Consider the following 25324-nt stretch of genomic DNA (forward strand, 5'->3'; position numbering starts at 1 on the left):
AATTTTGAATTTATTAAGGAGTAAAATAATGGCTGTTACAGTTTATTATGACAAAGACTGTGATTTAAGTTTGATTAAATCAAAAAAAGTGGCAATTATAGGCTTTGGATCTCAAGGACATGCCCATGCTATGAATTTAAGAGACAATGGGGTTAATGTTGTCATCGGGCTTCGTGAAGATGGGGCAAGTTTTTCTAAAGCAAAAAGTGCAGGTTTTGAAGTGATGAGCGTAAGCGAAGCTTCGAAAGTAGCAGATGTGATTATGATTTTAGCTCCGGATGAAATTCAAGCTGATATTTTCAATGCGGAAATAAAACCAAATTTAAGTGAAGGCAAGGCTATAGCTTTTGCACATGGTTTTAATATACATTATGGTCAAATCGTAGCTCCTAGAGGTATAGATGTAATCATGATAGCCCCAAAAGCACCTGGGCATACAGTAAGAAATGAATTTGCTATAGGTGGTGGAACTCCTTGTTTAATAGCGATTCATCAAGATGAGAGCAAAAATGCTAAAAATTTAGCTTTAAGCTATGCAAGTGCGATCGGGGGTGGACGTACAGGTATTATAGAAACAACCTTTAAAGCCGAAACAGAAACAGATCTTTTTGGTGAGCAAGCTGTGCTTTGTGGTGGGCTTAGTGCTTTGATCCAAGCAGGATTTGAAACTTTAGTTGAAGCAGGATATGAGCCTGAAATGGCTTATTTTGAGTGTTTACATGAGATAAAACTTATCGTAGATTTGATCTATCAAGGTGGAATTGCAGATATGCGTTATTCTATTTCAAACACTGCAGAATATGGCGATTATATCACAGGACCAAAAATTATCACTGAAGAAACTAAAAAAGCTATGAAGGGCGTTTTAAAAGATATACAAGATGGAAATTTTGCTAAAGATTTTATTTTAGAACGCCGTGCAGGTTTTGCAAGAATGCATGCAGAACGCAAAAATATGAACAATTCTTTAATCGAGCAAACAGGCCGCAATTTACGCGCAATGATGCCTTGGATTAGTGCTAAAAAATTAATCGATAAAGATAAGAACTAAAATTGTCAAAAAAACTGATTCAAATCAAGCGTTATTTAATCATCGCTATACTTTTTTTAATATGCGTGATTTTATTTTTGGGAATTTTGATTCAATATCAAGATTCTCAAAATGCATTAAAATTCGCTCAAAATTCTAGTAAAAATATAACAATAGAACCCAAGCAAGAAAATATATCCAATGAAAATCATTTGGGTATTTTTAAAGAAATTCCTTATAAAGACGAAAATGATAATTTTCAAGAAAACAATCAAAGCATTTTAGAAGAGCAAATAAAAGATTTAAATTTAAGTAGTATTATAGATGGAAATTTAAGCAAAATAGATGAAAATTTAAGCCTTGTAGTAGAACAAAATTTAAGCAAGGAAGAAAATCTTACAAAAGATATGAATTTAAGTAAAACAAAACAAGCCCGCCTTGCTATCATTATAGATGATATGGCGAACATAAGTCAAGTTAGGGCTTTACAGGCATTAAAACTCAAACTTATCCCTTCATTTTTTCCACCCGATAAAAATCATATCGATACCCCAAAACTTGCTCTAAAATTTGATTTTTATATGGTGCATTTGCCTTTAGCGGCGATGAATTATACTAAGCCTGAGCTTGATACCTTAAATCCAAGCGATAGTGAAAAGCGTATTTTTAAAAAAATACAACAAGTGAAAAAAGATTTTAAAGATTTAAAATTTATCAACAATCATACAGGAAGCTTATTTACAAGTGATGAAAAAGCAATGAAAAAACTTTATAAAGCCTTTGAAAAAGAAGAATTGATTTTTGTAGATTCTAAAACCATAGCAAGCTCTAAAGCGCCTAAAGTGGCTAAGGCTTTGGGGCAAATTTATATACAAAGAGATGTGTTTTTAGACAATCGCGATGATGTTGCTTATATCAAAAATCAACTCATAGAAGCGGTAAGGCTTGCTAAGCAAAAAGGCTTTGCGATAGCTATAGGACATCCTAGAAAAAATACTTTTAAAGCCTTAGAGCAAAGCAAAGATTTGCTTAAAAGTGTTGAGTTGGTGTATTTAAGTGAGATTTATGCAAAGTGAACTACCAAGCGCTTATCTAGAGCTTTTTAAAGAGTTGAAAAATCCTCCTAAAAAACTTTATTATAAAGGAAATTTAAAACTCTTAGAACAAAGAAAGATAGCCATTATAGGCTCTAGGCGTATGAGCACTTACACTAAAAATTGCGTTTTTGAGCTTTCAAATTTGCTTAAAAATTCAAAGATAAGTGTTGTAAGCGGAGGTGCTTTGGGTGTTGATATCAGTGCAAGTATGGCGGCTATGCCAAACACTATAGGGGTTTTTGCCAATGGTCTTGATGAAATTTATCCTAGAAGCAATGAAAAAATTATAAAACAAATTTATGAAAATGCTTTGGCTTTAAGCGAAAACGAATCCTACTATAAGCCTAAGCCTTATGATTTTTTACTTAGAAATAGGCTGATTGTCGCTTTGAGTGAAGCCGTTGTTGTTGCGCAAGCAGATTTGCAAAGCGGCTCCATGCAAAGTGCAAGACTTGCTTTGGAGCTTAATAAACCTTTATATGTTTTACCCCAACGCAAAAATGAAAGCGATGGGACAAATTTACTCTTACAAGAAAAAAATGCGAATTTGCTTTTAGATTTTAAAGAATTTGCAAGTTGTTTTGGGGTTATAGAAGAAGAAAAGGATGAATTTTTAGACTTTTGTAGACAGGGCGTAAGCGTGGATGAGGCAACTCAAATTTATAGAGAAAAAGTCTATGAGTACGAGCTTGAAGGAAAAATTTCCATAGAAGGTCTTTTTATAAGGGTTTTGGTATGAGAGCTTTGGCCTTAGATGTGGGTTTAAAGCGTATAGGCGTGGCGCTTTGTATAGATAAAATCGCCATTCCTTTAGAAGGTATAATCAGAAAAAACCGCAACCAAGCTGCAAATGAAGTTAAAAATTTACTTCAAATTCATGATATTTCTTTATTGATTGTAGGTATTCCTAAGGGAGGATCGAGCGAAGAAGAAATGACAAGGCGTATCAAGCATTTTGTATCTTTGCTTGAATTCGATAAAGAAATTCGCTTTGTAGATGAAAGCGGAACAAGTAAAGAAGCTTTAGGATATGGTGTGGCTAATACACGCAAAAAAGATGCCAAGCTAGACTCTTTAGCAGCTTTAATCATGATAAAGGATTATTTTGGAATATAATCTAGCCAGTATTTATAATGATAAAGAACTTGAAAATCTTAAAAATTCTTTTAAATTGCCCAAAAAAATATGCTGTTTTATAAATCGCCTAAAATGTGATAATTTAACACTTGAAAGAGAATTTCAAGATTTGAATTTAGAGTATAAAAAGCTTAATGAGTACTGCTATCTTTTTAAGGCTTGTGATAAAAGTATTTTAAGCTCTATGCAAGCTTTTAATGAATTTAAATTTTATATACAAAATTATGCTTCTTATTTGTGCGCTTTAAATTTGGATGTAAAGGCAGGGCAGAGTGTTTTAGATATGTGTGCAGCACCTGGTGGAAAAAGTATCAATCTTGCTAATTTTATGCAAAATGAAGGTTATCTAGCTTGCAATGAAGCAAGTAAAGATAGGTTTTTTACCTTGCAAAAGAATTTGAAAAATTATGGAGTAAAAGCTCGAGTTTTTATGAAAGATGGTAAAAATATAGGAAATTTATGCCCTTTAAAATTTGATAAAATTTTACTTGATGCACCTTGTTCTACTTTAGCAAAAATGGGTTTAGAATTAGAAAAAAGTTCTAAAGAGATTAAAAACATAGCTAAACTTCAAAAAAAACTTTTACATTCTGCACTCAAGGCTTTAAAAGTAGGCGGAGAGCTTGTTTATAGTACTTGCACTTTTACCAAAGAGGAAAATGAAGAAGTGATAGAAAATGCTTTAAAAAGTGATTTTGATATAGAGCTTTTGGATATAAATTTAGAAAATGCTTTGGCAAAAAATGGGCAAAGTAGCGAATTTGAAGCGATTTCTAAATGTAAACGCATTTTACCTTGTGAAGAATACGACGGATTTTTTATCACTAAATTAAGGAAAAATTGATTTTAATTCTTTAAGGCTAAGTTCGCATAGAAGCTAAAATTTCATTATATATTAAAATTATTCACATCTTCAAGTAAATTCACAAAAAAACTTAAAAAACAATAAATGTTTTTTTGGAAAATTTAAAACTTAAAGTCCTATTTTTAGGGCTTTGAAAAGAAAATCACATCGTGAAAAGCCTGTGAATAAAAAATAAATTTTTTAAAACTTAAAAAGATAATTTCACTCGTAATTTCTAATTTTTTCTAGTTTAGGTGCTATAACAAAACGACAATAGCTTTGATTGGGATTGTGTATAAAATAATGCTGATGATAATCTTCTGCTTTGTAATATTTTTGAAGTTTATAAATTTGTGTGACAATCGGAAGTGAAAAATTAACTTGTTCTTTTTTTATAAAATCTTCTATGGTATTTTTATCGCTTTGGTTTTCATAAAAAATTGCCGAACGATATTGAATTCCTATATCAGCTCCTTGTTTGTCAAAGCTAGTTGGATCATGAATTTTAAAAAATAAGCTTAAGATTTGTTCTAAGGAAATTTTGGCTTCATTGTAAATGATTTTAACCACTTCTATATTGCCATCGCCATTGCAAACACTTTCATAGCTAGGATTGTCATTTCCACCTGTGTAGCCTACTTCAGTGTGTATAATGCCTTCAAAATTTTCAAAAGCAGCTTCTACACACCAAAAACATCCACCACCTAAAATGATATTTTTCATAAAGAATTTCCTTAAAGATTTAGCCTATAAAAGGCTAAATAAAGAATTTATTTGTAGTTTTTAATCGCTTTTTCTAAAATTTCAACAGCAGCTTTTTCATCTTTGAAATCTTGCACTTTTACCCATTTGTTAGGTTCTAAGATTTTATAAGTTTCAAAGAAATTTTTGATTTTATTTAGAGTTGCTTGTGGTAAATCAGTATAGGTTTTGATATTGTCATATCTTGCGTCGATTTTAGAATTTGGCACAGCAAGAAGTTTTTCATCCATTCCACTTTCATCTTCCATGATTAAAACACCGATTAAACGACATGGAATAACTGCGCCTGCTTGGATAGGGTATTCATTTAAGACTAAGATATCCACAGGATCGCCATCATCAGCTAAGGTATTTGCGATAAAACCATAATTTGCTGGATAAAACATCGCGCTAGCCATAACGCGATCCACCATGATCGCACCGCTATCTTTATCGATTTCGTATTTAATACTTGAGCCGTATGGAATTTCAATTACAGCATTGATTTTGTTTGGAATATCTCCGATTTTGATTTTGCTTAAGTCCATTTTTTATCCTTATATACTTTGAATTTTTTTAATCAACTCTTTCATATCAGCAACGATAGGTTCGATAGTGCGTTCTCCATCGATAATGAAATGAAGTTTTTTCTTTTGGTAAAAAGAAATGATTTCTTCTAGTGGCTCGGTATACACTTTCATTCTATTATAAAACACTTCTTCGTTGTCATCTGCGCCACGACTTCTTCCTAAAACGCGATCTTTAGCTACTTGTTCACTCACTCTTACTTCGATTACGCCTTTTAGACAAATTTCATTTTGCTCGCTTAAAACTTTATCAAATTCTACCATTTGCTCCACACTTCTTGGATAGCCATCGATAATAACTGTTTTTGTAGGAGCAGCTTTTAGCGCTGAAACTATAGTATTTATAACTACATCTAATGGAACTAAATTTCCCTTAGAAATAAAACCATCTATGGTTTTGCCAAGTTCACTTCCGCTTGCTACTTCCGCTCTTAAAAGATCTCCTGTAGAATAATGAGTAACATCCGCATCAGCTTGTGCAATCAAACTAGCATCTGTAGTTTTTCCGCTTCCTGGTGCACCTATAATTAAAAATAATTCTTTCATTTTATATTCTCCCTTAATTTGATTCCTAATTCTCTCATGGTTTCATTGCTAGCAGCTGAAGGAGCATCCGTCATCAAGCATTGTGCTCTTTGAGTTTTTGGGAATGCTATAACTTCTCTTATGCTATTTGCTCCTGTTACTAGCATGATAAGTCTATCAAGCCCTATAGCAATACCTCCATGTGGTGGAGCGCCAAAACTTAGAGCATCAAGTAAAAATCCAAATTTTTCTTTTTGCTGTTCTTCATCGATATTGAGTAATTTAAAAACTTTTTGCTGGATATCATTTTTATGAATTCTTATACTACCACCACCCAGTTCAACGCCATTAAGTACAACATCATAAGCGATAGATGATATTTCTTCTAAGTCGGCCTCATCGATATTTTTTGGCATAGTGAAAGGGTGGTGCATTGCAGAATAACTTCCATCATCATTTTGTTCAAACATAGGAAAATCAACTACCCATAAAAATTCCAAAGCATCAGGGTTGATTAAATTAAGTTCTCCAGCTAGGAAAATTCTAAACCTTCCCATATAATCAAGCACAGTTTTTTTAACCCCTGCGCCAAAAAATACCACATCGCCTACTTCAAGTTCACAACGCTTAATAAGTTCGTTTAAATCCTCTTCGTTAAAAAATTTGCAAAGTGGACCTTTAAGCCCATCTTCTTTAACTTGTATAAAGGCTAAGCCTTGAGCTCCAAATTTGCGTACAAATTCTTCAAATCTTTGCATTTGTCTTTTTGAAAAGATAGTATCACCCTTTGGAACGCGTAAAGCTTTGACACGATTTTTTTTGCTATCTTTGGCAATATTTGCAAAAATTTCATTATTTGACTTTGCAAAGATATCTATAACATCGATCAGTTTTAAATCAAAACGCAAATCAGGCTTATCACTTCCGTAGTTTTCCATAGCCTCTTTGTAAGGCATTTGTCTAAAAGGGATTTGAATTTCTTTACCACAAGCTTTAAAAATATCTTTTAAAAAGGTTTCAGCCGTAGCAATCACATCTTTTTGCTCGCAAAAACTCATTTCAACATCAATTTGTGTAAATTCAGGCTGACGATCTGCTCTTAAATCTTCATCTCTAAAGCATTTAGCGATTTGAAAATAACGATCAAAGCCGCTACACATTAAAAGTTGTTTGAAAAGTTGTGGGCTTTGAGGAAGAGCATAAAATTCTCCTTGATGTACGCGTGATGGTACAAGATAATCTCTTGCTCCTTCTGGAGTGGCTTTGGTTAAGATAGGGGTTTCAACTTCTAAAAATCCCATATTTGCTAAAGAATTTCTAGCAGCTATACAAGCTTTGGAGCGTAGAGCAAAATTTTCATAAAGCTTAGGATTTCTTAAATCTAAAAAGCGGTACTTAAGGCGTAATTCTTCATTTACACTTTCATCACCTATGCCAAAAGGAGGGACAGCACTTTCATTTTCGATAATGAGCTTGCTTACTACTACTTCAATTTCACCGGTTTTTAATTTAGGATTTGTAAGTCCTTCTCCTCGGGGTCGAATTTTTCCTTCGGCTATTAAAACAAATTCATTTCTTGTGCGAGAGGCTATTTCATGAGCTTCTTTGCTATCATTTGGATCGCATACAAGTTGGATAATACCACTACGATCTCTTAAATCAATAAAAATTACGCCGCCATGATCTCGGTAGCTATTAACCCAGCCGCAAAGTTTAACCACTTCGCCTATGTGGGTAGAATTTAAGTCTGTATTGTAATGACTTCGCAAAATTTTTCCTTGAAAATTAATTTTTTTAACATATAAGTTAAAATTATAATATTTTTATTCTTTTGCTTAGCTAAGATTTGTTATAATTTTTTATGCAAAATAAAATAGATTATAAAAACATTAAAAAAATCGGACTTGCGGCGCGTCCTAATTCAAATTTAGACAAGGAAATTTTGATTCTAAAAGAAATTTTAGAAAAAAAAGGTGTGGAGCTTTTGCTCTATAAGGAAAGTTCTGAAATTGTAAAATTACCAAAATACGACCTTGATACATTGTTTGAGCTTTCAGATTTTGTAATTTCTTTGGGTGGTGATGGAACTTTGATTTCTTTATGCCGAAAAGCTTGCGAGTATAATAAAGCGGTTTTAGGAATTCATGCGGGTCATTTAGGATTTTTAACAGATTTTAAGGTGGATGAAGCTGAAGTTTTTTTTGAAGCTTTTTTCAGGGGAGAATTTAGGGTAGAAAATCCTTTTTTATTGAGTATTATTTTAGAAAGTAATGATGGTCAAATCATGCAAAAATTTGCTTTTAATGATGTAGTGATCAGCAAGGATAGAAAAGCTTCTATGGCGCATATAGAGGTATTTCGCAAAGCTAAAAAATTTAACGAATATTTTGGAGATGGTCTTATAGTAGCCACTCCAGCAGGTTCTACAGCATACAATTTAAGTGCAAATGGGCCTATAGTTTATACTTTAGCGCAAGCTTTTATACTTACGCCCGTTTGTTCGCATTCTTTAACCCAACGCCCTATAGTACTGCCTAAGGGCTTTGATCTTGAAATAGGCGCAAAAGATTGTATTTTTAGTATAGATGGACAAGAAAATTATAAAATGAATGATTTTAAAAGCGTTAAAGTGGGGCTTAGTGATAAAAGTGTGGCACTTATACATCCTAAAAATCGAGATTATTTTCAAATATTAAGAGAAAAATTAAATTGGGGACATTGATGATAAATAGAGTTTTGATGAAAGAAAATCTTGGCTTTAAAGAGGTTGAGCTTGAAATTTCTCAGGGACTTACAGTCTTTACGGGTTTAAGCGGGGCGGGAAAGTCTGTACTCTTTAAGGGTATATTGTCTGCTTTTGCATTAAGCGAGAGTGAGGCAAAGCTTGTTGAGATTGAGCTTGATGATAAGATAGATTTAGAAGAATACGGCATAGAAGGTGAAGAGGAAAATGTTTTTAAGCTTTTAAAGGATAAAAATACAAAATATTTCATCAATAATCAAAGTATTTCAAAAAAAAGTTTGATTCATTTGAGTAAAAAATTTATTAAATATCTAAGTGCTAAAGAAATCAATGAATTTAGCAATGAGAAATTTTTAAATCTCTTAGATGCTTTAGAATGTGCGAAAAATCCTGAATTTGAAGATTTTTTATCTCATTTTAAAGATGATTATAAACAATGGCTTCAAATTTCAGAAGAATTGACTACAATTTTAGAAGAAGAAAAAAGGATTGAAGAGCTTAAAGAATTAGCAAGCACGCAGATTGAAAGAATTTCTAAAATCAATCCTAAAGTCGGAGAATACGAAGAGCTTTTAAATCTTAAAAAGAAATTATCAAAAAAAGACAAAATAGAAGCAGCTTGGGAAAAGGCAAGTGCTATTTTTGAATTAGAAAAAGTAGTTATTGATGCTTTAAATCTTAGCGAAAAAGATACGAGTTTTTTTAGTGAATGTTTAAACGAACTTCGCATCATAGCTGAAAATGAAAAAATCGAAGATTTGGATTTTGATATAGAAGAAGTACTCAATAGAATCGAGGATTTATCCTCTTTAATCAAGCGTTATGAGAGTATAGAAAATGCTTTAGAGGTATTGGAAAATAAAAAAAATGAACTCGCTCATTATGATAATTTAAGCTTTGAAAAAAAAGAACTTGAAAAAAAACTAGAAAAAATCGAAAAGAAAATCAATCAAAGTACTCAGTTATTAACTCAAGCTCGTATGCAAAATTTAAAAACTTTAGAGGATTTTTTAAACGATTATCTAAAAAACCTTTATATGAAAAATGTAAGTTTGGAATTAGTAGATACTTCAAAAATCACTTCTTTGGGAAAAGATGAGATCAAATTAAGTATCAATGCTGCAAATTTAAAAAATTTAAGTTCAGGTGAGCTTAATCGTTTAAGACTTGCTTTTATCGCGACTGAGTGTAGAATTTTAAATTCAGGCACAGGGATAATATTTTTAGATGAGATTGATGCTAATTTAAGTGGCAAAGAAGCGATGAGTATAGCCAATGTTTTAAATGAGCTTTCTGCTTTTTATCAAATTTTTGCTATATCTCACTTACCGCAGCTTTCTTCAAAAGCTCATAATCATTTTTTGGTTGAAAAAAATGCTTCTTGTAGCACGGTTAAAAAACTTAAAGATAAAGAGAGAATTAAAGAATTAGCAAGAATGATAAGTGGCGAGACTATTACAGATGAAGCTTTGGAATTTGCTAAAACTTTGTTTAAAGCTTAAGCGGAATTTTTATTTGTTTGTGTTAGAATTGGGATTTTTTTAATTTTATTATAAAGATTTAGTTTTAAAAAAGGTATTTTTATAGATTATGAATAAAAAAATTTTGCTGATCGATGATAATAAAATGCTTGGAAAGCTTTTAGCTAAAAAGATACAAACTACTTTAAATCATGAAGTTGATATTGTTTTTAGCCTTGCTGAAGTTAAGGCATTGCCCAATGATGAGTATTTTTTAACTTTTGCAGATTTATGCTTGCCTGATGCACCTAATGGGGAAGTGGTGGATTATGTTTTGGCAAAAAATTGGCCTGTTATTGTATTAACCGCGAGCAACGATAAAGCTACAAGAGATAAATTTATGGATAAAGATATTTTAGATTATATCTTTAAAGAAAGCGATACCTGTATAGATCAGATTATAGATTCTATTGTCAAGCTTGAGCGTTATGCTAAGACTAAGGTTATCTTAGCCCTAAGTAAACTTCCTGAACGTAATGAAATAAAAAAAATTCTCACACAAAGAAAATTTAATGTTTTGGCCGCTGCTCATGGTGAGGAAGCGATGAGTTATTTAAATGACAATAGCGATGTGAAGCTTATTATCGCTGATGCGAACATGCCTGTTATTAGCGGAAGTGAGCTTTTAAGCGAAGTAAGAGCGCGTTTTAGTGATGATGAATTGGGTGTAATTATTTTAGGTGATAAAGATGATGCTTTAGAGGCTAGTTTGCTTGTAAGTGGAGCTAATGAGTATTTGGTAAAACCCTTAAGTAAAGAAAGTTTAAATTGTCGCTTGGATAAATGTCTTCATTATATGGCCAATATGCAGTTTTTAAGCATTTATAACAATCTTGATCCTATTTCCGGGATAAAAAATTCCAATGCTTTATTGAGTTGCGTTGAAGATTATTTAAATGAAATTGTAAGCAAAGAAGAAGAATTTGCTTTTGCATTCTTAGATATAGATAATTTAAGAAATTTAAACGAAGAATACGGCTATGAAGTAGGGGATAAAATTATTAAAATTTGCGCTGATGAGATTGTTAATGAAACCAAAGGGCGTGATATTGTGGGTAGATATAGTGCTGAAAAAATTTGCATAGTATTAAAGAATATTTCGCAAGAAAGGGCGATTAAAATTCTTTCTCGTATTCGAGTCAATATAAAAAAAGTTGGAATTTTAGTCAATTTAGATGAAGTCTTTTTTACTGCTTCTATAGGGGTAGTTTTTGCTAAGAGTGGAGATAAATTTGAAATCTTAGTCGATAAAGCTTCAAAAGCACTTTCGCAAGCTAAGGCTAATGGTAAAGATAGAGTAGAAGTATGTTCTTAAATCTTGAATTTAAAGATGGTCTAAAGATCATCGATACTCATTGTCATTTAGATAGTGAAGTATTTAAAGAGGATTTAGATGAGCTTTTAAAGCATTCATTTGATAATGGTATAGAAAAAATCATCATACCAGGTGCAGATATTAAAGATTTACCTTATGCAGCAGAACTTGCTAGCAAATATGAAAATGTATTTTTTGCCGCAGGTGTGCATCCTTATGAGCTAGAAGGTTTTGATGAGAAAATTTTAAGAGCATATTTGCAAGACGAAAAATGCGTGGCCGTAGGTGAATGTGGACTTGATTATTTTCGTTTTAAAAGTGAAGATTTAAAAGAGAGAGAAAAAGAAAAAGAGGAGCAAAAAAGGCTTTTTGTAGCTCAACTTGAGCTAGCTAAAGAATTTAAAAAGCCTGTTATTATCCATTCTCGCGAAGCAAATAACGATACTTATGAAATTTTACACGAGCATTCTAAAGATCTTGTTGGAGGGGTTTTGCATTGTTTTAACGCAAGCGAACATTTATTGCGTCTTAGTGATGATGGATTTTATTTTGGAATCGGTGGTGTTTTAACATTTAAAAATGCTAAGAATTTAGTAAATATTTTACCACAAATTCCAAAAGATAGATTGTTGCTAGAAACCGATGCTCCCTATCTTACTCCAGAGCCTTATCGTGGTAAAAGGAATGAGCCTTTATTGACTCAATTTGTAGCCAATAAAATGAGTGAAATTCTTGATTTACCAAAGCAAGAGCTTTTAAGGATTTGCTTGGAAAATTCTTACAGATTATTTTTTAAAGGTTAAATATGAAAAAAATTATATTTTGTTTTATTTTATTTTATAACTTTCTTTTTGCACAAACTACCACTCCTGAATTTTATGAAAGACAAATGAGTGTTTTAAGAAATTTAGACATTGATCCAAGTTTTATCAGTGATTTAGCTTTTGTGCAAAGTCAGCAGGATTTAAGATCAAAGCATGCTCCGACTTTGATTGATGGTATACAAAATTTCTCAAAAGTTACTCCTATGATAAGAAAAATTCTAGCACAACAAGAAGTTCCTGAAGAAATTTTATATCTAGCTATGGTAGAATCAGGATTAAAAGCGCATAGCGTTTCTAATGCTAAGGCAGTAGGTGTGTGGCAATTTATGCAACCCACGGCAAGAAATTTAGGACTTAGGATTGATGCTTATGTTGATGAAAGACGCGATCCTGTAAAATCTACATATGCCGCGGTTCATTATCTAAAAAGCTTAAAAGAAGAATTTGGGAAATGGTATTTAGCACTTTTAGCTTATAATTGTGGAAATGGGAAATTGCGTCAAGCAATAAAGCAAGCAGGAAGTGATGATTTAAGAGTATTAATCGATCCTGATAAAAAATATCTTTCTTTAGAAACTAGAAATTTTATACGCAAAATTTTAACTTTAGCTTTCTTGGCTAATGATAGGGATTTTTTACTTGATAAAGATGGAGCTTTGGTTAATTATGCTTTAAATAACGATTTTGCAAAGGTTGATGCTCCTTCTTCGGTCGCATTAAAAGATTTGGCTAAAAATTTAAATATGGATTTGGCAACTTTTAAAAAATATAATCCACATTTTAAACATGGTTTTACTCCTCCAGGTAAGGGGTATTATATGTATATTCCTTTAAATAAAGTAGCTTTTTTTGATAAAAATTTTAAAGTTGAAAAGCTTGCAAAAGTAGATACAACCATACCTATGACTAAAATTTATGTTGTAAAATCAGGCGATTCTTTATATAAAATCGCTAAAAAATATAATACTAGCGTAGAGCAAATTCGAGAATTAAATAAAATTGCCAAAAATCACTTAAGTATCAATCAAAAATTAATCATACCTATTAAGGAGAATAAAAATGCAAACTATAAAACAAAAGCTAAAGAAAACTTTACCCAAGTTGTTAGCCGCTAGTTTAGTTGCAACTTTTTCTAGCGGATGCTTCGGAGGTCTTTTTTCTAGCGTAGGTTCAGCACAAATATATTATCCAAGTAATGATTTTCATAGTAGTCCTTCAGGATCCGGAAGTAAAGGGACTATGAAACCTTATACTATAAATGGTAAAACTTATTATCCAACTGTTGTATCAGTGGGTGAAACAGCAGATGGTATAGCAAGTTGGTATGGACCGGGCTTTCATGGTAAAAAAACTTCTAATGGTGAAACTTATAATCAAAATGGTTTAACCGCAGCTCACAAAACTTTACCTATGAATACCATTTTAAAGGTAACTAACCTAAACAATAACCGCCAAGTTACCGTGCGTGTTAACGATAGGGGTCCTTTTGTAAATAACAGAATTATAGATCTTTCTAAGGGTGCTGCAAGTCAAATCGATATGATTGCTGCAGGAACAGCTCCTGTGAGACTTGAGGTTATAGGTTTTGGTTCGGCTAATTCAGGTAATAATGTCGTTCATTCAAATATAAATTATGGAGCTAGTGGCGGAATTGCAAATAATGGTCAAATTTATGAAGGTGGAAATTTTATGGTGCAAATTGGAGCGTTTAAAAATCCATCAGGAGCTCAAACTATAGCATCTAGATATAAAACTTATAGAACCTATTCTTCAACCATACGCAAAAGTTCGGTTGATGGCTTGAGTCGCGTTTTCTTGACAGGATTTAGAAGTGAAGAAGAGGCAAGAGATTTTGCAGCAAGTGGTGCATTTGCTGGTGCTTTTGTTGTGCGTGAGTAAAAAATGATAGAATTGATATTTTTAGATGTAGATGGTTGTCTTACAGATGGTAAAATCATCTACACTTCCAATGGAAGTGTGATTAAAGAATTTGATGTTAAAGATGGTGCAGCTATAGAAGCTTGGATTAAGCTGGGTAAAAAAATTGCTATTATCACTGGAAGAAATTGTCCTTGTGTGAGTGCTCGTGCTAAGGATTTGAAAATAGAAATTGTACATCAGGGTGTTAAAGATAAATTAACTTGTGCTAAAAAAATTTTAGAAGAGCTGAATTTAGATTTTTCTCAATGTGCGGCTATAGGGGATTATTTTAACGATAAAAATTTACTTGAAAATGTTGGCCTTAGTTTTAAGCCTAAGGATGCACATAGGGATTTAAAAGTTGATATCACACTTGATAAAAAAGGCGGAAAAGCAGCTGTGGCTCAAATGATAGAGTATATTATAAAGAAAAATGATATGCAAGAGGAATGGGATAAGCTTTGGCTATAAGAATTTTTGGAATTTTGATCGCTCTTTTTACTATTACTTTTACAATTTTAAGTTTGCAAGATCCTTATTCTTTAAATATTAAATCCTATGCTTTAAATTTTAAAAATATCGAAGCTTCCGATTTAAATGCTTACGAGCTTAATGCAAGCAATGTAAAATCATACTATAAAGCGCAATCTTGGGCGCGTTATACAGACAAAGATGAGTTTGATAATTTTGTCAATTTTAATTTGGATTTTAATTTAAGTGCAAATAAATTGGAACTTAAAGGCAAGGAGATGGATAAGGTTTTGCTTGAAGGCAATGTTACCTACATAGGTTTAAATAATACAAAAATTTTTGCTGATAAAGTAGAGTATGCGCCTAAAAATAAAATTTTAAGCACCAATACAGGATTTAAAGCTTTGATAAATGGAAGCATTATTAACGGAAATACTTTAAACTACGATGTAGAAAAGAAAATTTTACAAGTTCAAGGAGTGAATGCGTGGTTAGAAAGATAATTTTATTTTTGATGAGTATCAGTATATCTTTAGCTAGCCAGATAGAGGTTAAGGCCTTAAATTTTTATTCGGATGAAAATAAGGGTGAAAGCATACTCAGTGGCAATGTTGAAATCATAAGAGGTGATGATATTTTAACTGCTGAAAAAGTGATTATATATACAGATAAAAATCGCAAACCTATGCGTTACGAAGCTGTGCAAAATGCTAATTTTAAAATTGTTTTAAAGGGAAAAACTTATAAGGGGAGTGGAGATAAATTTATTTATAATGTGGCTAAAGATATTTATGAAATTGATGGAAATGCTTTTATTAATGAACTTGAAAGTAATCAAAAGCTTTATGGTGATAGGATAATAGTAGATAAGAGAAATAATGTTTATCGTGTTGAAAGCAAGGATAAAAAGCCTGCTCGATTTATATTTGATTTAGAGCAAAAATGATAATAAGTGCTAAATTTATCACCTCTTTAGACAAATTTGATAAAAATTTTGCATCCCATTTTAGTGAAGTGGCATTTTTAGGAAGATCAAATGTGGGGAAAAGTTCTTTAATTAATTCTTTATGTAAGCAAAAAAAGCTTGCTAAGAGTTCTGCTACACCTGGAAAAACGCAATTGATTAATATTTTTGAAGTTTTATGTAAGAAGGATGAGGATAAATTTAGTATCCATTTTATTGATTTACCCGGTTTTGGTTATGCGAAAGTTTCAAAAAATCTAAAAGAAATATGGAATAAAAATTTAGATGAGTTTTTAAAATTAAGAAGTTCGATTAAACTTTTTGTGCATTTAATTGATTCAAGACATACAAATTTGGATATTGATTTAAATTTGGACAAGTATTTAAAAAGTTTTTTAAAACCTGATCAAAGAGTATTAAAAGTGTTTACAAAATGCGATAAACTCAATCAAAGTGAAAAAGCTAAACTTAAAAATAGTTTCAAAGACGCTATTTTAATATCCAATTTAAACAAAATGGGTCTTGATGATTTAGAACATGAAGTTATTAAGCAAACTTTAGGTTTATAAAATGAGAAAAACTATCAGTGCTTATAAGGTAAAACTGAATGGAAGTTATGTTTTTTTAGGTTTTTTGTGTATCTTATATCAAATTTTAGGCTCTGTTTTTCTTTATATGCCTTTGCTTTACGGTGTATTTTTTTGTTATATGTATTTTCTTTTAGAAGAAAGGCAAAAAACCTTTAACAAACTTGATTTTAGGTGGTATTTTTCTTTATTTTTTTTATTTTTTACAGATATAACTTATGATTTTTTTCTCTTTTCTTCTTGGCTTGCCTTTGTTATTTTTTATTATACTTGCGCAGATTGGATTAAAACAAATTTAAAAATAGGAAAAATTATTCCTATCATACTTGTCCTTTGTGTTTATGCTTTTATTTTTATTTTAGATGCTATTTTTTCGTATGTAGGAGATCAAGAGTTTAAAATGCCAAATTTTGGCTATATGATATCGATTATGTTTGAGTGTTTGTTTGCTTATATGTTATATAGGAGTAAGTTCTAATGAGAATGCGTTTGGTTGTTGGCTTTATATTATTGTTTTTTATATTTTTATTAAGCCGTGTGTATTATTTAAGTATAAAATCAAATGTGTATTATGAAGAACTTGCCAAACAAAATGCTATAAAAACTGAATTTATAGTCCCAACTCGCGGACAAATTTTAGATCGCAATGGCACTCCTTTGGCGATTAATGATTTGGGTTTTAGTATTTCTATTAAGCCTTATTTAACTCTAAAAAGGGCAAATAGAGGTGTATTAGAAAAAGAATTAAATCAACTTCAAGGATTTTTTCCTGATTTAAACACTACTAAGCTTGCTGAATTTTATAAGAGGAATGACTCTTATTATAATCAAGATTTTATTAAAATCATAGACTTTATACCTTCGCAAGAAATGATGAAGCATTATTCAGAACTCAATTTAAATCAAAACATACGCATAGATGCTGCAGTGCAAAGAAAATATCCTTTTGGAAAACTAGCTTCGCATATCATAGGCTATGTAGGCAAGGCAGATTTGCAAGATATTAAAGAAAATGAAATTTCAAAGCTTACCAATTTTACAGGAAAGAGTGGGATAGAGCGTTATTATAATGATGTTTTGCAAGGAGAAAAAGGAACTAAGATTTATAAGGTTAATGCCTTAAATCAAGAAGTGGAGCAACTCTCCTATACTTCGGCACTTTCTAATGATATAGAACTTACCATAGATATAGAACTTCAAAGCTTTTTAACGCAACTTTTTGAGGGTAATGCGGGTGCTGCTATTATTATGGATATTAGCGATGGTTCTATTTTGGCAGCAGGAAGCTTTCCTGAATACGATTTAAATCCTTTTGTAACCGGAATTTCTTATAAAGAATGGGACGAGCTTTCTAATAATCTTGATCATCCTTTTACAAATAAACTTATCAATGGATATTATCCTCCAGGTTCTGTTGTTAAAATGGGTGTTGGTTTGTCTTTTTTAAATTCAAAAAGTATCAATCCCTCAACCCAATTTTTTTGTAATGGTAGTATAGAGCTTGGCGGGAGATTTTTTCGTTGTTGGAATAGAGCAGGGCATGGAGCTGTAGATTTAAAACATGCGATAAAAGCAAGTTGTGATGTTTATTTTTACGATGGAAGTTTGCAAGTGGGTATAGATCAAATAAGTCGTACTTTATCACGCATAGGCTTTGGAGCTAAAACCGGTGTGGATTTACCTAATGAATTTGTGGGAATTTTGCCAAGTAGAGAATGGAAAATGCAAAGATATAAGCAAGCTTGGTTTCAAGGTGATACCTTAAATACTTCCATAGGGCAAGGAAATTTCTTGGCTACACCTATGCAGATTGCTAGATATACAGCTCAAATTGCAAAAGGTGCTGAAGTTGTACCTCACTTTCTAAAAAGTGTAGAAAATAACAATACTATCACAGAAGATAAAGCGCAAGATAGTAATGAAATTTTCACCCTTTTTGAAAAAAGTCAACTCCCCTATATAAGAGATGCGATGTATGCGGTTGCTAATGAGCAAGGAGGTACTTCTTATCATTATTTGCGCAATTTAGAAGTAAAAGTTGCTGCTAAAACAGGAACTGCACAGGTGGTGGGTTTTTCTCAAGCTGATAAAAATAGGGTTGATGAAAAGCAACTTAGATATTATACAAGATCGCACGCTTGGGTAACTTCTTATGCACCTTATTCTAAACCGCGTTATGTGGTTACTGTTTTAGTAGAACATGGTGGAAGAACGATAAGCTCAGGTGTTGCTACAGCAAAGATCTATCAAAAAATGATAGAACTTGGATATTTTAAACCAGAAAATAAAGCTAATAGCCCAAAAAAGAACTAGAAAAAATATTATTTTTCTAAGATTTCTTTTTGTTAAACCGCTTTAGTTCTTTCTTTGAGCCATTTTAAAGCTTTTAAATTATCATGAAGCTTAGGAGAGAGTTTTTCATAAACTTCTTTATGATAAGTATTAATCCACGCTTTTTCTTTGGCATCTAATAAGGTTTTATCGATACAACTGATTTCAAAAGGGCAAAGCGTTAAGGGTTTAAAATATAAAAATTCACCAAAATCTTTGTTTTTGGGATTTTCTATTTTTGCATTAACAACCAAATTTTCAAGCCTAATACCCCATTTTCCTGTTCTATAAATTCCAGGTTCTATAGAAGTTAACATACCTTCTTTAGCCTTTGTTTTTTCAAGCACAGGGCTAAAATAAGAAAGAGTTTGCGGACCTTCGTGAACATTTAAAAAATAACCCACCCCATGACCAGTGCCGTGTGTATAATCAAGCTGTTCTTGCCACAAAGGAGCTCTTGTGATAGCATCAAGCAAAGGCATGGCAATATCTTTTGGAAAAATAGTACTTGCTATGGCTATGTGTGCTTTTAAAACTAGGGTATAATCATGAATTTGTTCCTCGTTTAACTCACCTATAGCTACAACTCTAGTAATATCCGTGGTGCCATTTTTATATTGTCCACCCGAATCTATAAGCAATAATCCATTTTTTTGGATATAAGAAAAGCTTTCTTTTTCGGCTTTATAATGCGGTAAAGCTGCATTAGCGTTAAATCCTGCTATGGTAGAAAAACTATTGCTAATATAATAAGGACTTTGAGATCTAAATTCAGTGATTTTAGTATCGATATCAAGCTCGCTGATTTGTGTATTATTTTTGATATTTTCTTCAAGCCAAGTAAAAAATTTACATAAAGCCACTCCATCTTCTATCATGGCATTTTGTATATGTGCGATTTCCTTATCTGTCTTGATAGCTTTTAAATGGGTGCTAGGATTGATCTCTTCTAAAATTTCAACGCTTTTATCTAAAATTTCAATGAGTAAAGTAGTTGTTTTTGAAGGCTCAATGAGTAAATTTGTATTTTGGAGTTTTTTAAGCTCATCTTGAATTTTATTATATTCCTTAAGACAAATTCCATCTAAATTTAATTTTTTTTCAAGTTCAAAGTCAATTTTTTCCCTATCTATAAAAAGCAAAGCCTTTCCTTCCAAGATTAGTAAATGACTTAAAAATATAGGATTATAGCATACATCATTTCCTCTTAAATTAGTAATCCATGCTATATCATCAAGACTGGAAATAAGATGATTTTTTGCTTGTAGTTTGTTCATTTTTTCACGCACTAATAATAGTTTTTCTTTTCTAGAATAGGAGCAATATTCTAATTCATGTTCATAAACCTTATTTTTAGGTAACGCAGGACGATCTTCCCAAATGAGGCTGATTAAATCGATATTTTTTAGCTCGGCTTTGCAGTTTTTTTGTATTTCTTTTTGTAAAGATAAGGATAAAACTGAAAAATCTATACCTAAATTTTGCTCCTCATTTAAATTTTCTTTTAGCCATTTTAAAAAGGTATTATTTGCATCTTGTTTTTGTAAAAGTATGCCACTACCTTCTAATTCCTTTTGTGCTTGAATCCAATACCTTCCATCTGTCCATAAAAAAGCATCTTGAGAAGTGATGATTAAGCTTCCAGCAGAGCCCTTAAAGCCACTTACAAAAGCTCTGCTTTGATAAAAGCTAGGCAAATACTCATTTAAATGCGGATCAGCACTTAGTATCAAATAAGCGTCAAGTTTTTCTTTTATCATAAATTGTCTGATTTTTTCAACTCTTATTTTACGAATATTCATTTTTTTCCTTTTAAATTTGCATTATTTTATAAATCTTTTTATCAAAATAACATTATAGCCTTTATAGATAAAAAGCTATAGTATTTATTTTAGTTTTGCTAGGGAAATAAAAGAAAGCGTTAGTTTTAAATGAAGATTTAAACTTGTTGTATTGTCAATTTCAAATTTGTGGATTTGATAGTGCAAGTCTGAATTTTCTAATTGTTTCATAAAGGAAAGTATTGGACTAAAATCACCAAAAATATTGAGTGAAATTTTACGATAAGAATTTTCTTCTGATTGCAACCACTCTATATTAGAGATCCAAAGATTATTTTCAAGAGCTAGATTTTGCAAATTTTTAATGTATGTTTCATGGTTTTTATTAAAAACATTAAGATAGTTTTCATAACTTTTTATTTTATCTTGGATAAAAACAAGCTCTTTTTCAAGTTGTTTTATTTGTTGGTTTAAATCTTGATTTGTCGTGATTATTTTATCCATATCATTACTTTGAATGAAAAATTCATGATTAAAAAAGCTTTTTAAGTAAGAATGGTAAAAATGAAAAGAGAGTAATATTGCTAGGAGTATGGTTGTAAGATATATTAAAATTTTCTCCCTAGAACTTAGATTTTCTAAAAATTGCTCAATTTGATTCATTATAATGCTCTTAAAGTGATTTCGTGCAAGGATTTATCTTGTGAGATAAGACTAAATTGGGGACTTGTAAATTGAAGTGCTTTATTAAAATCCTCTTCGTTGCTAAATTTTATAGTGATAAGGGTTTTATTTATCATGAGATTAGAAATTCTTAAAGAATGATGATTTAGCCATGCAATAGCCTTTGTTAAAATCAAAATTGTATTTTTATCCGCTTTAAAATTTTGCGTAATTTTAGATAATTGTTCAGAGTATTTTTCTAATAAAAGATTTTGAGTTTGAATTTCTAATTGAAGTTGTTCTATATTGGCCTTAAGTTTTTGGCTTTGTTTTTCTTGAATTTCATAGATTTTATTTTGTGAAATTTCATTTTGTATATGTGTTGTTTTGGCATTTTGGTATTGCGCAAAGTCAATTAATGATAAAACTACAATACTGATTATAAAACTTAGAGCAAATAAGAAAATAAATTTAAAATACCAAGGAAGATATTTTTTATAGTGTTTGATAAAATTAGCATTTTTATCAAGATGGTGAATGCTATGTTTTGAAAGTGCGATTTTATCTTCTTGAATCATTTTAAAAGGAAGTTTTGCTTTTGCACTTATAAGATTGAAAATTTCATGAGCTTTTGTGCTTAGCAGTATTTTACTTTCATAGTGTTGTAAAAGCTCTAAAATACGGCTTTTGTTTATAAATTCTTCTATATTATCACAAAAATCGAGTGTTTTAAAAGTTTTAAATTTACCTTGCTCGTAAAAACATAAAAATACTTTTTGCGGTTTTATTTCCAAGATACAAAAATTCTCTTCTTTGATTTTATTTTCCAAAAATAAGCTTTGAAAGACGAGGGGTTGGGGAAAACAAAATTGAGTTTTGGGTAGTTTTGCAACCCGTGCTAAAAAACAATGATAAATTTGATCTTGTTTTAAAAAAGCCAATTGATATTCAAAAGGATTTTGAAGATCGCATTCTTTTGTTAGCTCTTTAAAAAGGTCATCTTCTTCAAAATTGCCATTTTTTTGTTTGTAAATAAGATTTTCAAAACTTATAAAATGAGCTTTATTCTTCATAATTTAGAATTTTTTTAAGAAAAATTTCATCTTTTTGCCAATTTTTCTTTACAATGACAAAAAGCTTTAAGAGTACTTTGTTTTGAATGAGTTTTGAAATTTTAAATCTCGCATCTTTTCCTATTCTTTTAAGCGTCGTTCCATCTTTTCCTATAAGCATGGCTTTATGGGAATTTGTATCGGTGATAATTTGCGCATCAATGATAAAAAGATTGGATGTTTCTTTGGTATTTTTTATCATAATTTCATAAGAATAAGGCAATTCTTCGCTTAAATTTTCATAAATACTTTCAAGTATAAATTCTCTAAAAATATCTTTTTGAGAACTAGGTGTTAAAAATTCACTATCATAAAAATACTCATGTTCAGGTAAGAGCTTGCACAACTCATTTAGCAGTGGTTTTTGGTAGTTTTTTTTCTTGCAAGAATAGGGCAAGATAGCTTTAAAATACTTGCTAAATTTTGCATATTCATTGAGTTTTTTTAAAAGTGTGCCATTATCAGCTAGATCTACTTTGTTAAGAACGATGATATGAGGAACTTTAGGGTTTAAGCTTAGGAAATTTTCATAATCTTTTACACTATCAAAAATACTAGCAACAAACAAGATAACATCGCAATCACCCATAGATTTTATAGCGCTTTGGATAAGAAATTGATTAAGCGTTGCTTTGCTTTCATGAAGACCAGGTGTATCTATAAAGATGATCTGATCTTCACCATTCATGACTATAGCTTTAATTTTACGCCTTGTGGCATTTTGTTTGTGAGAAACTAGGGCGATTTTTTCTTCTAGCAAGGAATTAATTAAAGTGCTTTTTCCCGCATTGGTACGCCCTATGATGCTAACAAAGCCACTTTTCACAAAATATACCTTGCAAGATCTTTATTTTCTATAATATCTCCAAGTTTTTCTTCCACCATTTTTTTATCAACTACGAATTTTTTACCCGCATACTCATCTGCTTCAAAGCTTAAATCTTCAAGCAATTTTTCTATAACTGTATGCAAGCGTCTAGCACCTATATCTTGCATTTCTTCATTGGCTTTAGAAGCAATTTTTGCAATCTCTTTAATCGCTTCATCATCAAATTCAAGTTCTAAATTCTCAGTTTTTAAAAGCTGTTCATATTGTTTTAAAAGTGAATTTTTAGGGCGTGTTAGAATTTCATAAAGTGCTTTATCATCAAGACTATCTAGCTCTACTCTTAAAGGAAAACGACCTTGAAGTTCAGGGATTAAATCGCTTGGTTTGCTAAGATGGAAAGCTCCTGCTGCGATAAAAAGGATATGATCGGTTTTTAAAGTGCCGATCTTTGTTTGTACGCTTGAGCCTTCAACTATAGGAAGTAAATCTCTTTGAACACCCTCTTTGCTTGGATCTTGGCGATTTGAATTTCCACTTGAAACCGCAATTTTATCAATCTCATCTATAAAAATAATTCCTTCATTTTCCGCTCTTTTTAAAGCTTCACTTTTGATGCTTTCTTGATCTAAAATCTTCTCTGCTGCTTCATTTTTAAGGGCATTTTTAGCATCTTTAATTTTCATTTCTTTTTTGACTTTTTTACTGCCAACGCCTATAACCTTAACTATATCTTGCATTGCTCCCATTTCAGGCGGTAAATTAGGATTTGTATCAAACATGCTTTGTGAAATTTCTATCTCTATCACGCTTTCATCTAAATCCCCATTTCTAAGTTTTGTCCTCATTTTTTCAAGGCTATTTTTATATTCTTCTTGTTTTTCATCACTGATGCCTTTAGGTAAAGGGGGAAGAAGTTTTTCTAAAATTTTATTTTCTATAAATTCATCGATTTTATCTTTATTTTTTTCTCTTTGTTCATTTTTTACCAAATTTAAAGCTGCATTTGCAAGATCTCTTACCATGCTTTCTACATCACGACCTACAAAGCCTACCTCTGTGTATTTACTCGCTTCGATTTTAATAAAAGGAAAGCCCATCATCTTAGCCAAACGCCTTGCAATTTCAGTCTTGCCCACACCCGTTGATCCTATCATAAGGATATTTTTTGGCACTATATCATCTTGGAGTTCAGGGCTAAGCTGCATTCTTCGGTAGCGGTTTCTTAGGGCTATTGCTATAATTTTTTTAGCTTTTTTTTGCCCTATGACATAATCATCTAAAAATTTAACGATTTCTTTAGGAGTTAAATTCATTTTTCATCCTCAATTACATAAGTTTTTATATTGGTATTGGTATAAATGCAAATTTCGCCCGCGATTTGAAGACTTGATTTGACTAGTTCTTCTTCATCCAAATTTGCATGTTTTGCCAAAGCTCTAGCTGCTGAAAGCGCGTAATTTCCACCGCTTCCTATGGCAGCAATTTGTCCATCTTCAGGCTCGACTACATCGCCTGTGCCTGAAAGTAAGAAAATATGATTTCTATCAAGTACTAGCATCATAGCTTCGAGTTTTCTTAGATATTTATCCTTTCGCCATTCTTTAGAAAAATCAATCGCTGCTTTTAAAAGATCACCCTTAGAGCTTTGAAGTAGATTTTCAAACATATCAAAAAGATTAAAAGCATCAGCTGTTGATCCTGCAAAACCTGCTAAAACTTTGCCGTTGTTGAGTTTTCTTATTTTTACTGCATTGCCTTTTAAAACAGTATTACCAAAGCTTACTTGGCCATCTCCACCGATTACGGATTTGTTTTTGCCTTTGTAAGCTAAAATAGTTGTTGCATGAAACATTATTCAGCCTTTATGTTTATATTAAATTTTGCGTGGATAGCATGACCTAATTTAACGCTGACTTCATGAGTGCCAAGGCTTTTTAGGGTATCACACTCCAAGCTTTTTTTATCGATTTCTATATGGCTTTGTTCTTTTAAAGCATGGGCGATTTCATCTTTAGTTACCCCGCCAAATAAACTTCCATTAGCTCCTACAGGCTTTGAAATTTCAAGTGTAACTTTACTAAGCTCTTCTTTTAGCTTTTCTAAGCTTGCAAGTTCGAAGCGTAAATTCTCCGCTTCTTTTTTCTTGTCACTTTCATATTTTCTTAAAACTTCGTTTGTTGCTGCCTTAGCAAAGCCTTTAGCAATGAGAAAATTTTGACCATAGCCATCTTTTACTTCTTTGATTTCACCTGCTTTTCCAAGAGCTTTAACATCTTTGATTAATAATACTTTCATTTTTTTAA

28 protein-coding genes are annotated in these 25324 nt (G+C 31.4%); 17 read left to right on the top strand and 11 right to left on the bottom strand.

Translation table 11 applies throughout. The features are described from left to right. The first annotated feature begins 28 nt into the window (after window positions 1-28). The 5 genes from ilvC to KAR88_RS03955 are packed head-to-tail and all read left to right on the top strand — an operon-like array spanning window position 29 to window position 4108. Window positions 29-1051, top strand: coding sequence for a ketol-acid reductoisomerase (ilvC, locus tag KAR88_RS03935; RefSeq protein ID WP_002776360.1), 1023 nt, complete (start codon window positions 29-31; stop codon window positions 1049-1051). Window positions 1052-1053: 2 nt separating this feature from the next. After that, a complete protein-coding gene (locus KAR88_RS03940) occupies window positions 1054-2106 on the top strand; it encodes a divergent polysaccharide deacetylase family protein (RefSeq protein WP_002776371.1) in 1053 nt (350 codons plus the stop codon). Continuing rightward, window positions 2096-2866: a DNA-processing protein DprA gene (gene dprA / locus KAR88_RS03945; RefSeq protein WP_002776372.1), complete on the top strand. Its 771-nt coding sequence runs from the start codon at window positions 2096-2098 to the stop codon at window positions 2864-2866. Before KAR88_RS03940 ends, dprA begins: the two co-directional genes overlap by 11 nt. Continuing rightward, entirely contained in the window at window positions 2863-3243 is a 381-nt protein-coding gene (gene ruvX, locus KAR88_RS03950) for a Holliday junction resolvase RuvX (RefSeq protein WP_002776373.1), read from the top strand. Before dprA ends, ruvX begins: the two co-directional genes overlap by 4 nt. Then, entirely contained in the window at window positions 3233-4108 is an 876-nt protein-coding gene (locus KAR88_RS03955) for an RsmB/NOP family class I SAM-dependent RNA methyltransferase (RefSeq protein ID WP_002776374.1), read from the top strand. The genes ruvX and KAR88_RS03955 overlap by 11 nt, the downstream gene beginning before the upstream one ends. A gap of 222 nt (window positions 4109-4330) precedes the next feature. On the opposite strand, the gene msrA is transcribed toward KAR88_RS03955, so the two are convergent. The 4 genes from msrA to aspS are packed head-to-tail and all read right to left on the bottom strand — an operon-like array spanning window position 4331 to window position 7730. After that, window positions 4331-4831, bottom strand: coding sequence for a peptide-methionine (S)-S-oxide reductase MsrA (gene msrA, locus KAR88_RS03960; RefSeq protein ID WP_002776375.1), 501 nt, complete (start codon window positions 4829-4831; stop codon window positions 4331-4333). A gap of 47 nt (window positions 4832-4878) precedes the next feature. Next, window positions 4879-5397 carry an inorganic diphosphatase gene (ppa, locus tag KAR88_RS03965; protein WP_002776378.1) on the bottom strand — a complete coding sequence of 173 codons (519 nt, stop codon included), beginning with the start codon at window positions 5395-5397 and terminating at the stop codon, window positions 4879-4881. Window positions 5398-5406: 9 nt separating this feature from the next. Continuing rightward, complete coding sequence (locus KAR88_RS03970; protein WP_002776379.1) at window positions 5407-5982, bottom strand: adenylate kinase; 576 nt, start codon at window positions 5980-5982, stop codon at window positions 5407-5409. Then, window positions 5979-7730 carry an aspartate--tRNA ligase gene (gene aspS, locus KAR88_RS03975; protein WP_002784258.1) on the bottom strand — a complete coding sequence of 584 codons (1752 nt, stop codon included), beginning with the start codon at window positions 7728-7730 and terminating at the stop codon, window positions 5979-5981. The genes KAR88_RS03970 and aspS overlap by 4 nt, the downstream gene beginning before the upstream one ends. A 92-nt stretch (window positions 7731-7822) precedes the next feature. On the opposite strand from aspS, the gene KAR88_RS03980 reads away from it, so the two are divergent. From KAR88_RS03980 to mrdA, 12 genes are all read left to right on the top strand, one after another. Further along, a complete protein-coding gene (locus KAR88_RS03980; RefSeq protein WP_002776381.1) occupies window positions 7823-8683 on the top strand; it encodes an NAD(+) kinase in 861 nt (286 codons plus the stop codon). Beyond that, window positions 8683-10206, top strand: a complete 1524-nt coding sequence (locus KAR88_RS03985; RefSeq protein WP_002784256.1) for an AAA family ATPase — start codon at window positions 8683-8685, stop codon at window positions 10204-10206. The genes KAR88_RS03980 and KAR88_RS03985 overlap by 1 nt, the downstream gene beginning before the upstream one ends. An 88-nt stretch (window positions 10207-10294) precedes the next feature. Then, entirely contained in the window at window positions 10295-11539 is a 1245-nt protein-coding gene (locus tag KAR88_RS03990) for a diguanylate cyclase (protein WP_002781652.1), read from the top strand. After that, window positions 11530-12342 (top strand): TatD family hydrolase, encoded by an 813-nt coding sequence (locus tag KAR88_RS03995; RefSeq protein ID WP_002792206.1) that lies wholly within the window; start codon window positions 11530-11532, stop codon window positions 12340-12342. The genes KAR88_RS03990 and KAR88_RS03995 overlap by 10 nt, the downstream gene beginning before the upstream one ends. 2 nt (window positions 12343-12344) lie before the next feature. After that, a complete protein-coding gene (locus KAR88_RS04000) occupies window positions 12345-13478 on the top strand; it encodes a lytic transglycosylase domain-containing protein (RefSeq protein ID WP_002776385.1) in 1134 nt (377 codons plus the stop codon). After that, a complete protein-coding gene (locus tag KAR88_RS04005) occupies window positions 13423-14262 on the top strand; it encodes a septal ring lytic transglycosylase RlpA family protein (protein ID WP_002776386.1) in 840 nt (279 codons plus the stop codon). The genes KAR88_RS04000 and KAR88_RS04005 overlap by 56 nt, the downstream gene beginning before the upstream one ends. A 3-nt stretch (window positions 14263-14265) precedes the next feature. Continuing rightward, window positions 14266-14754, top strand: a complete 489-nt coding sequence (locus KAR88_RS04010; RefSeq protein WP_002776387.1) for an HAD-IIIA family hydrolase — start codon at window positions 14266-14268, stop codon at window positions 14752-14754. Then, window positions 14745-15257, top strand: coding sequence for a hypothetical protein (locus KAR88_RS04015; RefSeq protein WP_002776388.1), 513 nt, complete (start codon window positions 14745-14747; stop codon window positions 15255-15257). Before KAR88_RS04010 ends, KAR88_RS04015 begins: the two co-directional genes overlap by 10 nt. Window positions 15258-15268: 11 nt before the next feature. Continuing rightward, the gene (lptA, locus tag KAR88_RS04020; RefSeq protein WP_002776390.1) at window positions 15269-15700 is read left to right on the top strand and encodes a lipopolysaccharide transport periplasmic protein LptA; all 432 of its coding nucleotides are present in this window, start codon (window positions 15269-15271) and stop codon (window positions 15698-15700) included. Next, complete coding sequence (yihA, locus tag KAR88_RS04025; RefSeq protein WP_002781644.1) at window positions 15697-16287, top strand: ribosome biogenesis GTP-binding protein YihA/YsxC; 591 nt, start codon at window positions 15697-15699, stop codon at window positions 16285-16287. The genes lptA and yihA overlap by 4 nt, the downstream gene beginning before the upstream one ends. Before the next feature lies 1 nt (window position 16288). Next, window positions 16289-16783, top strand: coding sequence for a hypothetical protein (locus KAR88_RS04030; protein WP_002784250.1), 495 nt, complete (start codon window positions 16289-16291; stop codon window positions 16781-16783). Beyond that, window positions 16783-18618 carry a penicillin-binding protein 2 gene (mrdA, locus tag KAR88_RS04035; protein ID WP_192801244.1) on the top strand — a complete coding sequence of 612 codons (1836 nt, stop codon included), beginning with the start codon at window positions 16783-16785 and terminating at the stop codon, window positions 18616-18618. Before KAR88_RS04030 ends, mrdA begins: the two co-directional genes overlap by 1 nt. Window positions 18619-18650: 32 nt before the next feature. On the opposite strand, the gene KAR88_RS04040 is transcribed toward mrdA, so the two are convergent. The 7 genes from KAR88_RS04040 to rplI all read right to left on the bottom strand — a co-directional run bounded on the left by KAR88_RS04040 (window position 18651) and on the right by rplI (window position 25316). After that, window positions 18651-20438, bottom strand: a complete 1788-nt coding sequence (locus KAR88_RS04040; protein ID WP_002781637.1) for an aminopeptidase P family protein — start codon at window positions 20436-20438, stop codon at window positions 18651-18653. An 84-nt stretch (window positions 20439-20522) separates the two neighbouring features. After that, complete coding sequence (locus KAR88_RS04045; protein WP_002776400.1) at window positions 20523-21080, bottom strand: hypothetical protein; 558 nt, start codon at window positions 21078-21080, stop codon at window positions 20523-20525. Then, window positions 21080-22153 carry a hypothetical protein gene (locus KAR88_RS04050; protein ID WP_002831422.1) on the bottom strand — a complete coding sequence of 358 codons (1074 nt, stop codon included), beginning with the start codon at window positions 22151-22153 and terminating at the stop codon, window positions 21080-21082. The genes KAR88_RS04045 and KAR88_RS04050 overlap by 1 nt, the downstream gene beginning before the upstream one ends. After that, on the bottom strand, window positions 22143-23018 hold the full coding sequence (gene era, locus KAR88_RS04055; protein WP_192801243.1) for a GTPase Era: 876 nt from the start codon (window positions 23016-23018) through the stop codon (window positions 22143-22145). Before era ends, KAR88_RS04050 begins: the two co-directional genes overlap by 11 nt. Then, a complete protein-coding gene (gene hslU, locus KAR88_RS04060; RefSeq protein WP_002776406.1) occupies window positions 23015-24334 on the bottom strand; it encodes an ATP-dependent protease ATPase subunit HslU in 1320 nt (439 codons plus the stop codon). The genes era and hslU overlap by 4 nt, the downstream gene beginning before the upstream one ends. After that, complete coding sequence (hslV, locus tag KAR88_RS04065; protein WP_002776411.1) at window positions 24331-24873, bottom strand: ATP-dependent protease subunit HslV; 543 nt, start codon at window positions 24871-24873, stop codon at window positions 24331-24333. The genes hslU and hslV overlap by 4 nt, the downstream gene beginning before the upstream one ends. After that, on the bottom strand, window positions 24873-25316 hold the full coding sequence (gene rplI, locus KAR88_RS04070; RefSeq protein ID WP_057991517.1) for a 50S ribosomal protein L9: 444 nt from the start codon (window positions 25314-25316) through the stop codon (window positions 24873-24875). The genes hslV and rplI overlap by 1 nt, the downstream gene beginning before the upstream one ends. Between the last annotated feature and the right edge of the window lie 8 nt (window positions 25317-25324).

This window comes from Campylobacter sp. JH23, assembly GCF_017846595.1.
Classification (GTDB): Bacteria; Campylobacterota; Campylobacteria; order Campylobacterales; family Campylobacteraceae; genus Campylobacter_D; species Campylobacter_D coli.

What these genes read in the sequence shown, in the direction of transcription:
- ilvC (WP_002776360.1), top strand. Translation starts at nt 29, where the DNA reads ATGGCTGTTACAGTTTATTATGACAAAGACTGTGATTTAAGTTTGATT.
- dprA (WP_002776372.1), top strand. Translation starts at nt 2,096, where the DNA reads ATGCAAAGTGAACTACCAAGCGCTTATCTAGAGCTTTTTAAAGAGTTG.
- ruvX (WP_002776373.1), top strand. Translation starts at nt 2,863, where the DNA reads ATGAGAGCTTTGGCCTTAGATGTGGGTTTAAAGCGTATAGGCGTGGCG.
- msrA (WP_002776375.1), bottom strand. Translation starts at nt 4,831, where the DNA reads ATGAAAAATATCATTTTAGGTGGTGGATGTTTTTGGTGTGTAGAAGCT.
- ppa (WP_002776378.1), bottom strand. Translation starts at nt 5,397, where the DNA reads ATGGACTTAAGCAAAATCAAAATCGGAGATATTCCAAACAAAATCAAT.
- KAR88_RS03970 (WP_002776379.1), bottom strand. Translation starts at nt 5,982, where the DNA reads ATGAAAGAATTATTTTTAATTATAGGTGCACCAGGAAGCGGAAAAACT.
- KAR88_RS03980 (WP_002776381.1), top strand. Translation starts at nt 7,823, where the DNA reads ATGCAAAATAAAATAGATTATAAAAACATTAAAAAAATCGGACTTGCG.
- KAR88_RS03985 (WP_002784256.1), top strand. Translation starts at nt 8,683, where the DNA reads ATGATAAATAGAGTTTTGATGAAAGAAAATCTTGGCTTTAAAGAGGTT.
- KAR88_RS03990 (WP_002781652.1), top strand. Translation starts at nt 10,295, where the DNA reads ATGAATAAAAAAATTTTGCTGATCGATGATAATAAAATGCTTGGAAAG.
- KAR88_RS03995 (WP_002792206.1), top strand. Translation starts at nt 11,530, where the DNA reads ATGTTCTTAAATCTTGAATTTAAAGATGGTCTAAAGATCATCGATACT.
- KAR88_RS04000 (WP_002776385.1), top strand. Translation starts at nt 12,345, where the DNA reads ATGAAAAAAATTATATTTTGTTTTATTTTATTTTATAACTTTCTTTTT.
- KAR88_RS04005 (WP_002776386.1), top strand. Translation starts at nt 13,423, where the DNA reads ATGCAAACTATAAAACAAAAGCTAAAGAAAACTTTACCCAAGTTGTTA.
- KAR88_RS04010 (WP_002776387.1), top strand. Translation starts at nt 14,266, where the DNA reads ATGATAGAATTGATATTTTTAGATGTAGATGGTTGTCTTACAGATGGT.
- lptA (WP_002776390.1), top strand. Translation starts at nt 15,269, where the DNA reads ATGAGTATCAGTATATCTTTAGCTAGCCAGATAGAGGTTAAGGCCTTA.
- yihA (WP_002781644.1), top strand. Translation starts at nt 15,697, where the DNA reads ATGATAATAAGTGCTAAATTTATCACCTCTTTAGACAAATTTGATAAA.
- KAR88_RS04030 (WP_002784250.1), top strand. Translation starts at nt 16,289, where the DNA reads ATGAGAAAAACTATCAGTGCTTATAAGGTAAAACTGAATGGAAGTTAT.
- mrdA (WP_192801244.1), top strand. Translation starts at nt 16,783, where the DNA reads ATGAGAATGCGTTTGGTTGTTGGCTTTATATTATTGTTTTTTATATTT.
- KAR88_RS04040 (WP_002781637.1), bottom strand. Translation starts at nt 20,438, where the DNA reads ATGAATATTCGTAAAATAAGAGTTGAAAAAATCAGACAATTTATGATA.
- KAR88_RS04045 (WP_002776400.1), bottom strand. Translation starts at nt 21,080, where the DNA reads ATGAATCAAATTGAGCAATTTTTAGAAAATCTAAGTTCTAGGGAGAAA.
- KAR88_RS04050 (WP_002831422.1), bottom strand. Translation starts at nt 22,153, where the DNA reads ATGAAGAATAAAGCTCATTTTATAAGTTTTGAAAATCTTATTTACAAA.
- hslU (WP_002776406.1), bottom strand. Translation starts at nt 24,334, where the DNA reads ATGAATTTAACTCCTAAAGAAATCGTTAAATTTTTAGATGATTATGTC.
- hslV (WP_002776411.1), bottom strand. Translation starts at nt 24,873, where the DNA reads ATGTTTCATGCAACAACTATTTTAGCTTACAAAGGCAAAAACAAATCC.
- rplI (WP_057991517.1), bottom strand. Translation starts at nt 25,316, where the DNA reads ATGAAAGTATTATTAATCAAAGATGTTAAAGCTCTTGGAAAAGCAGGT.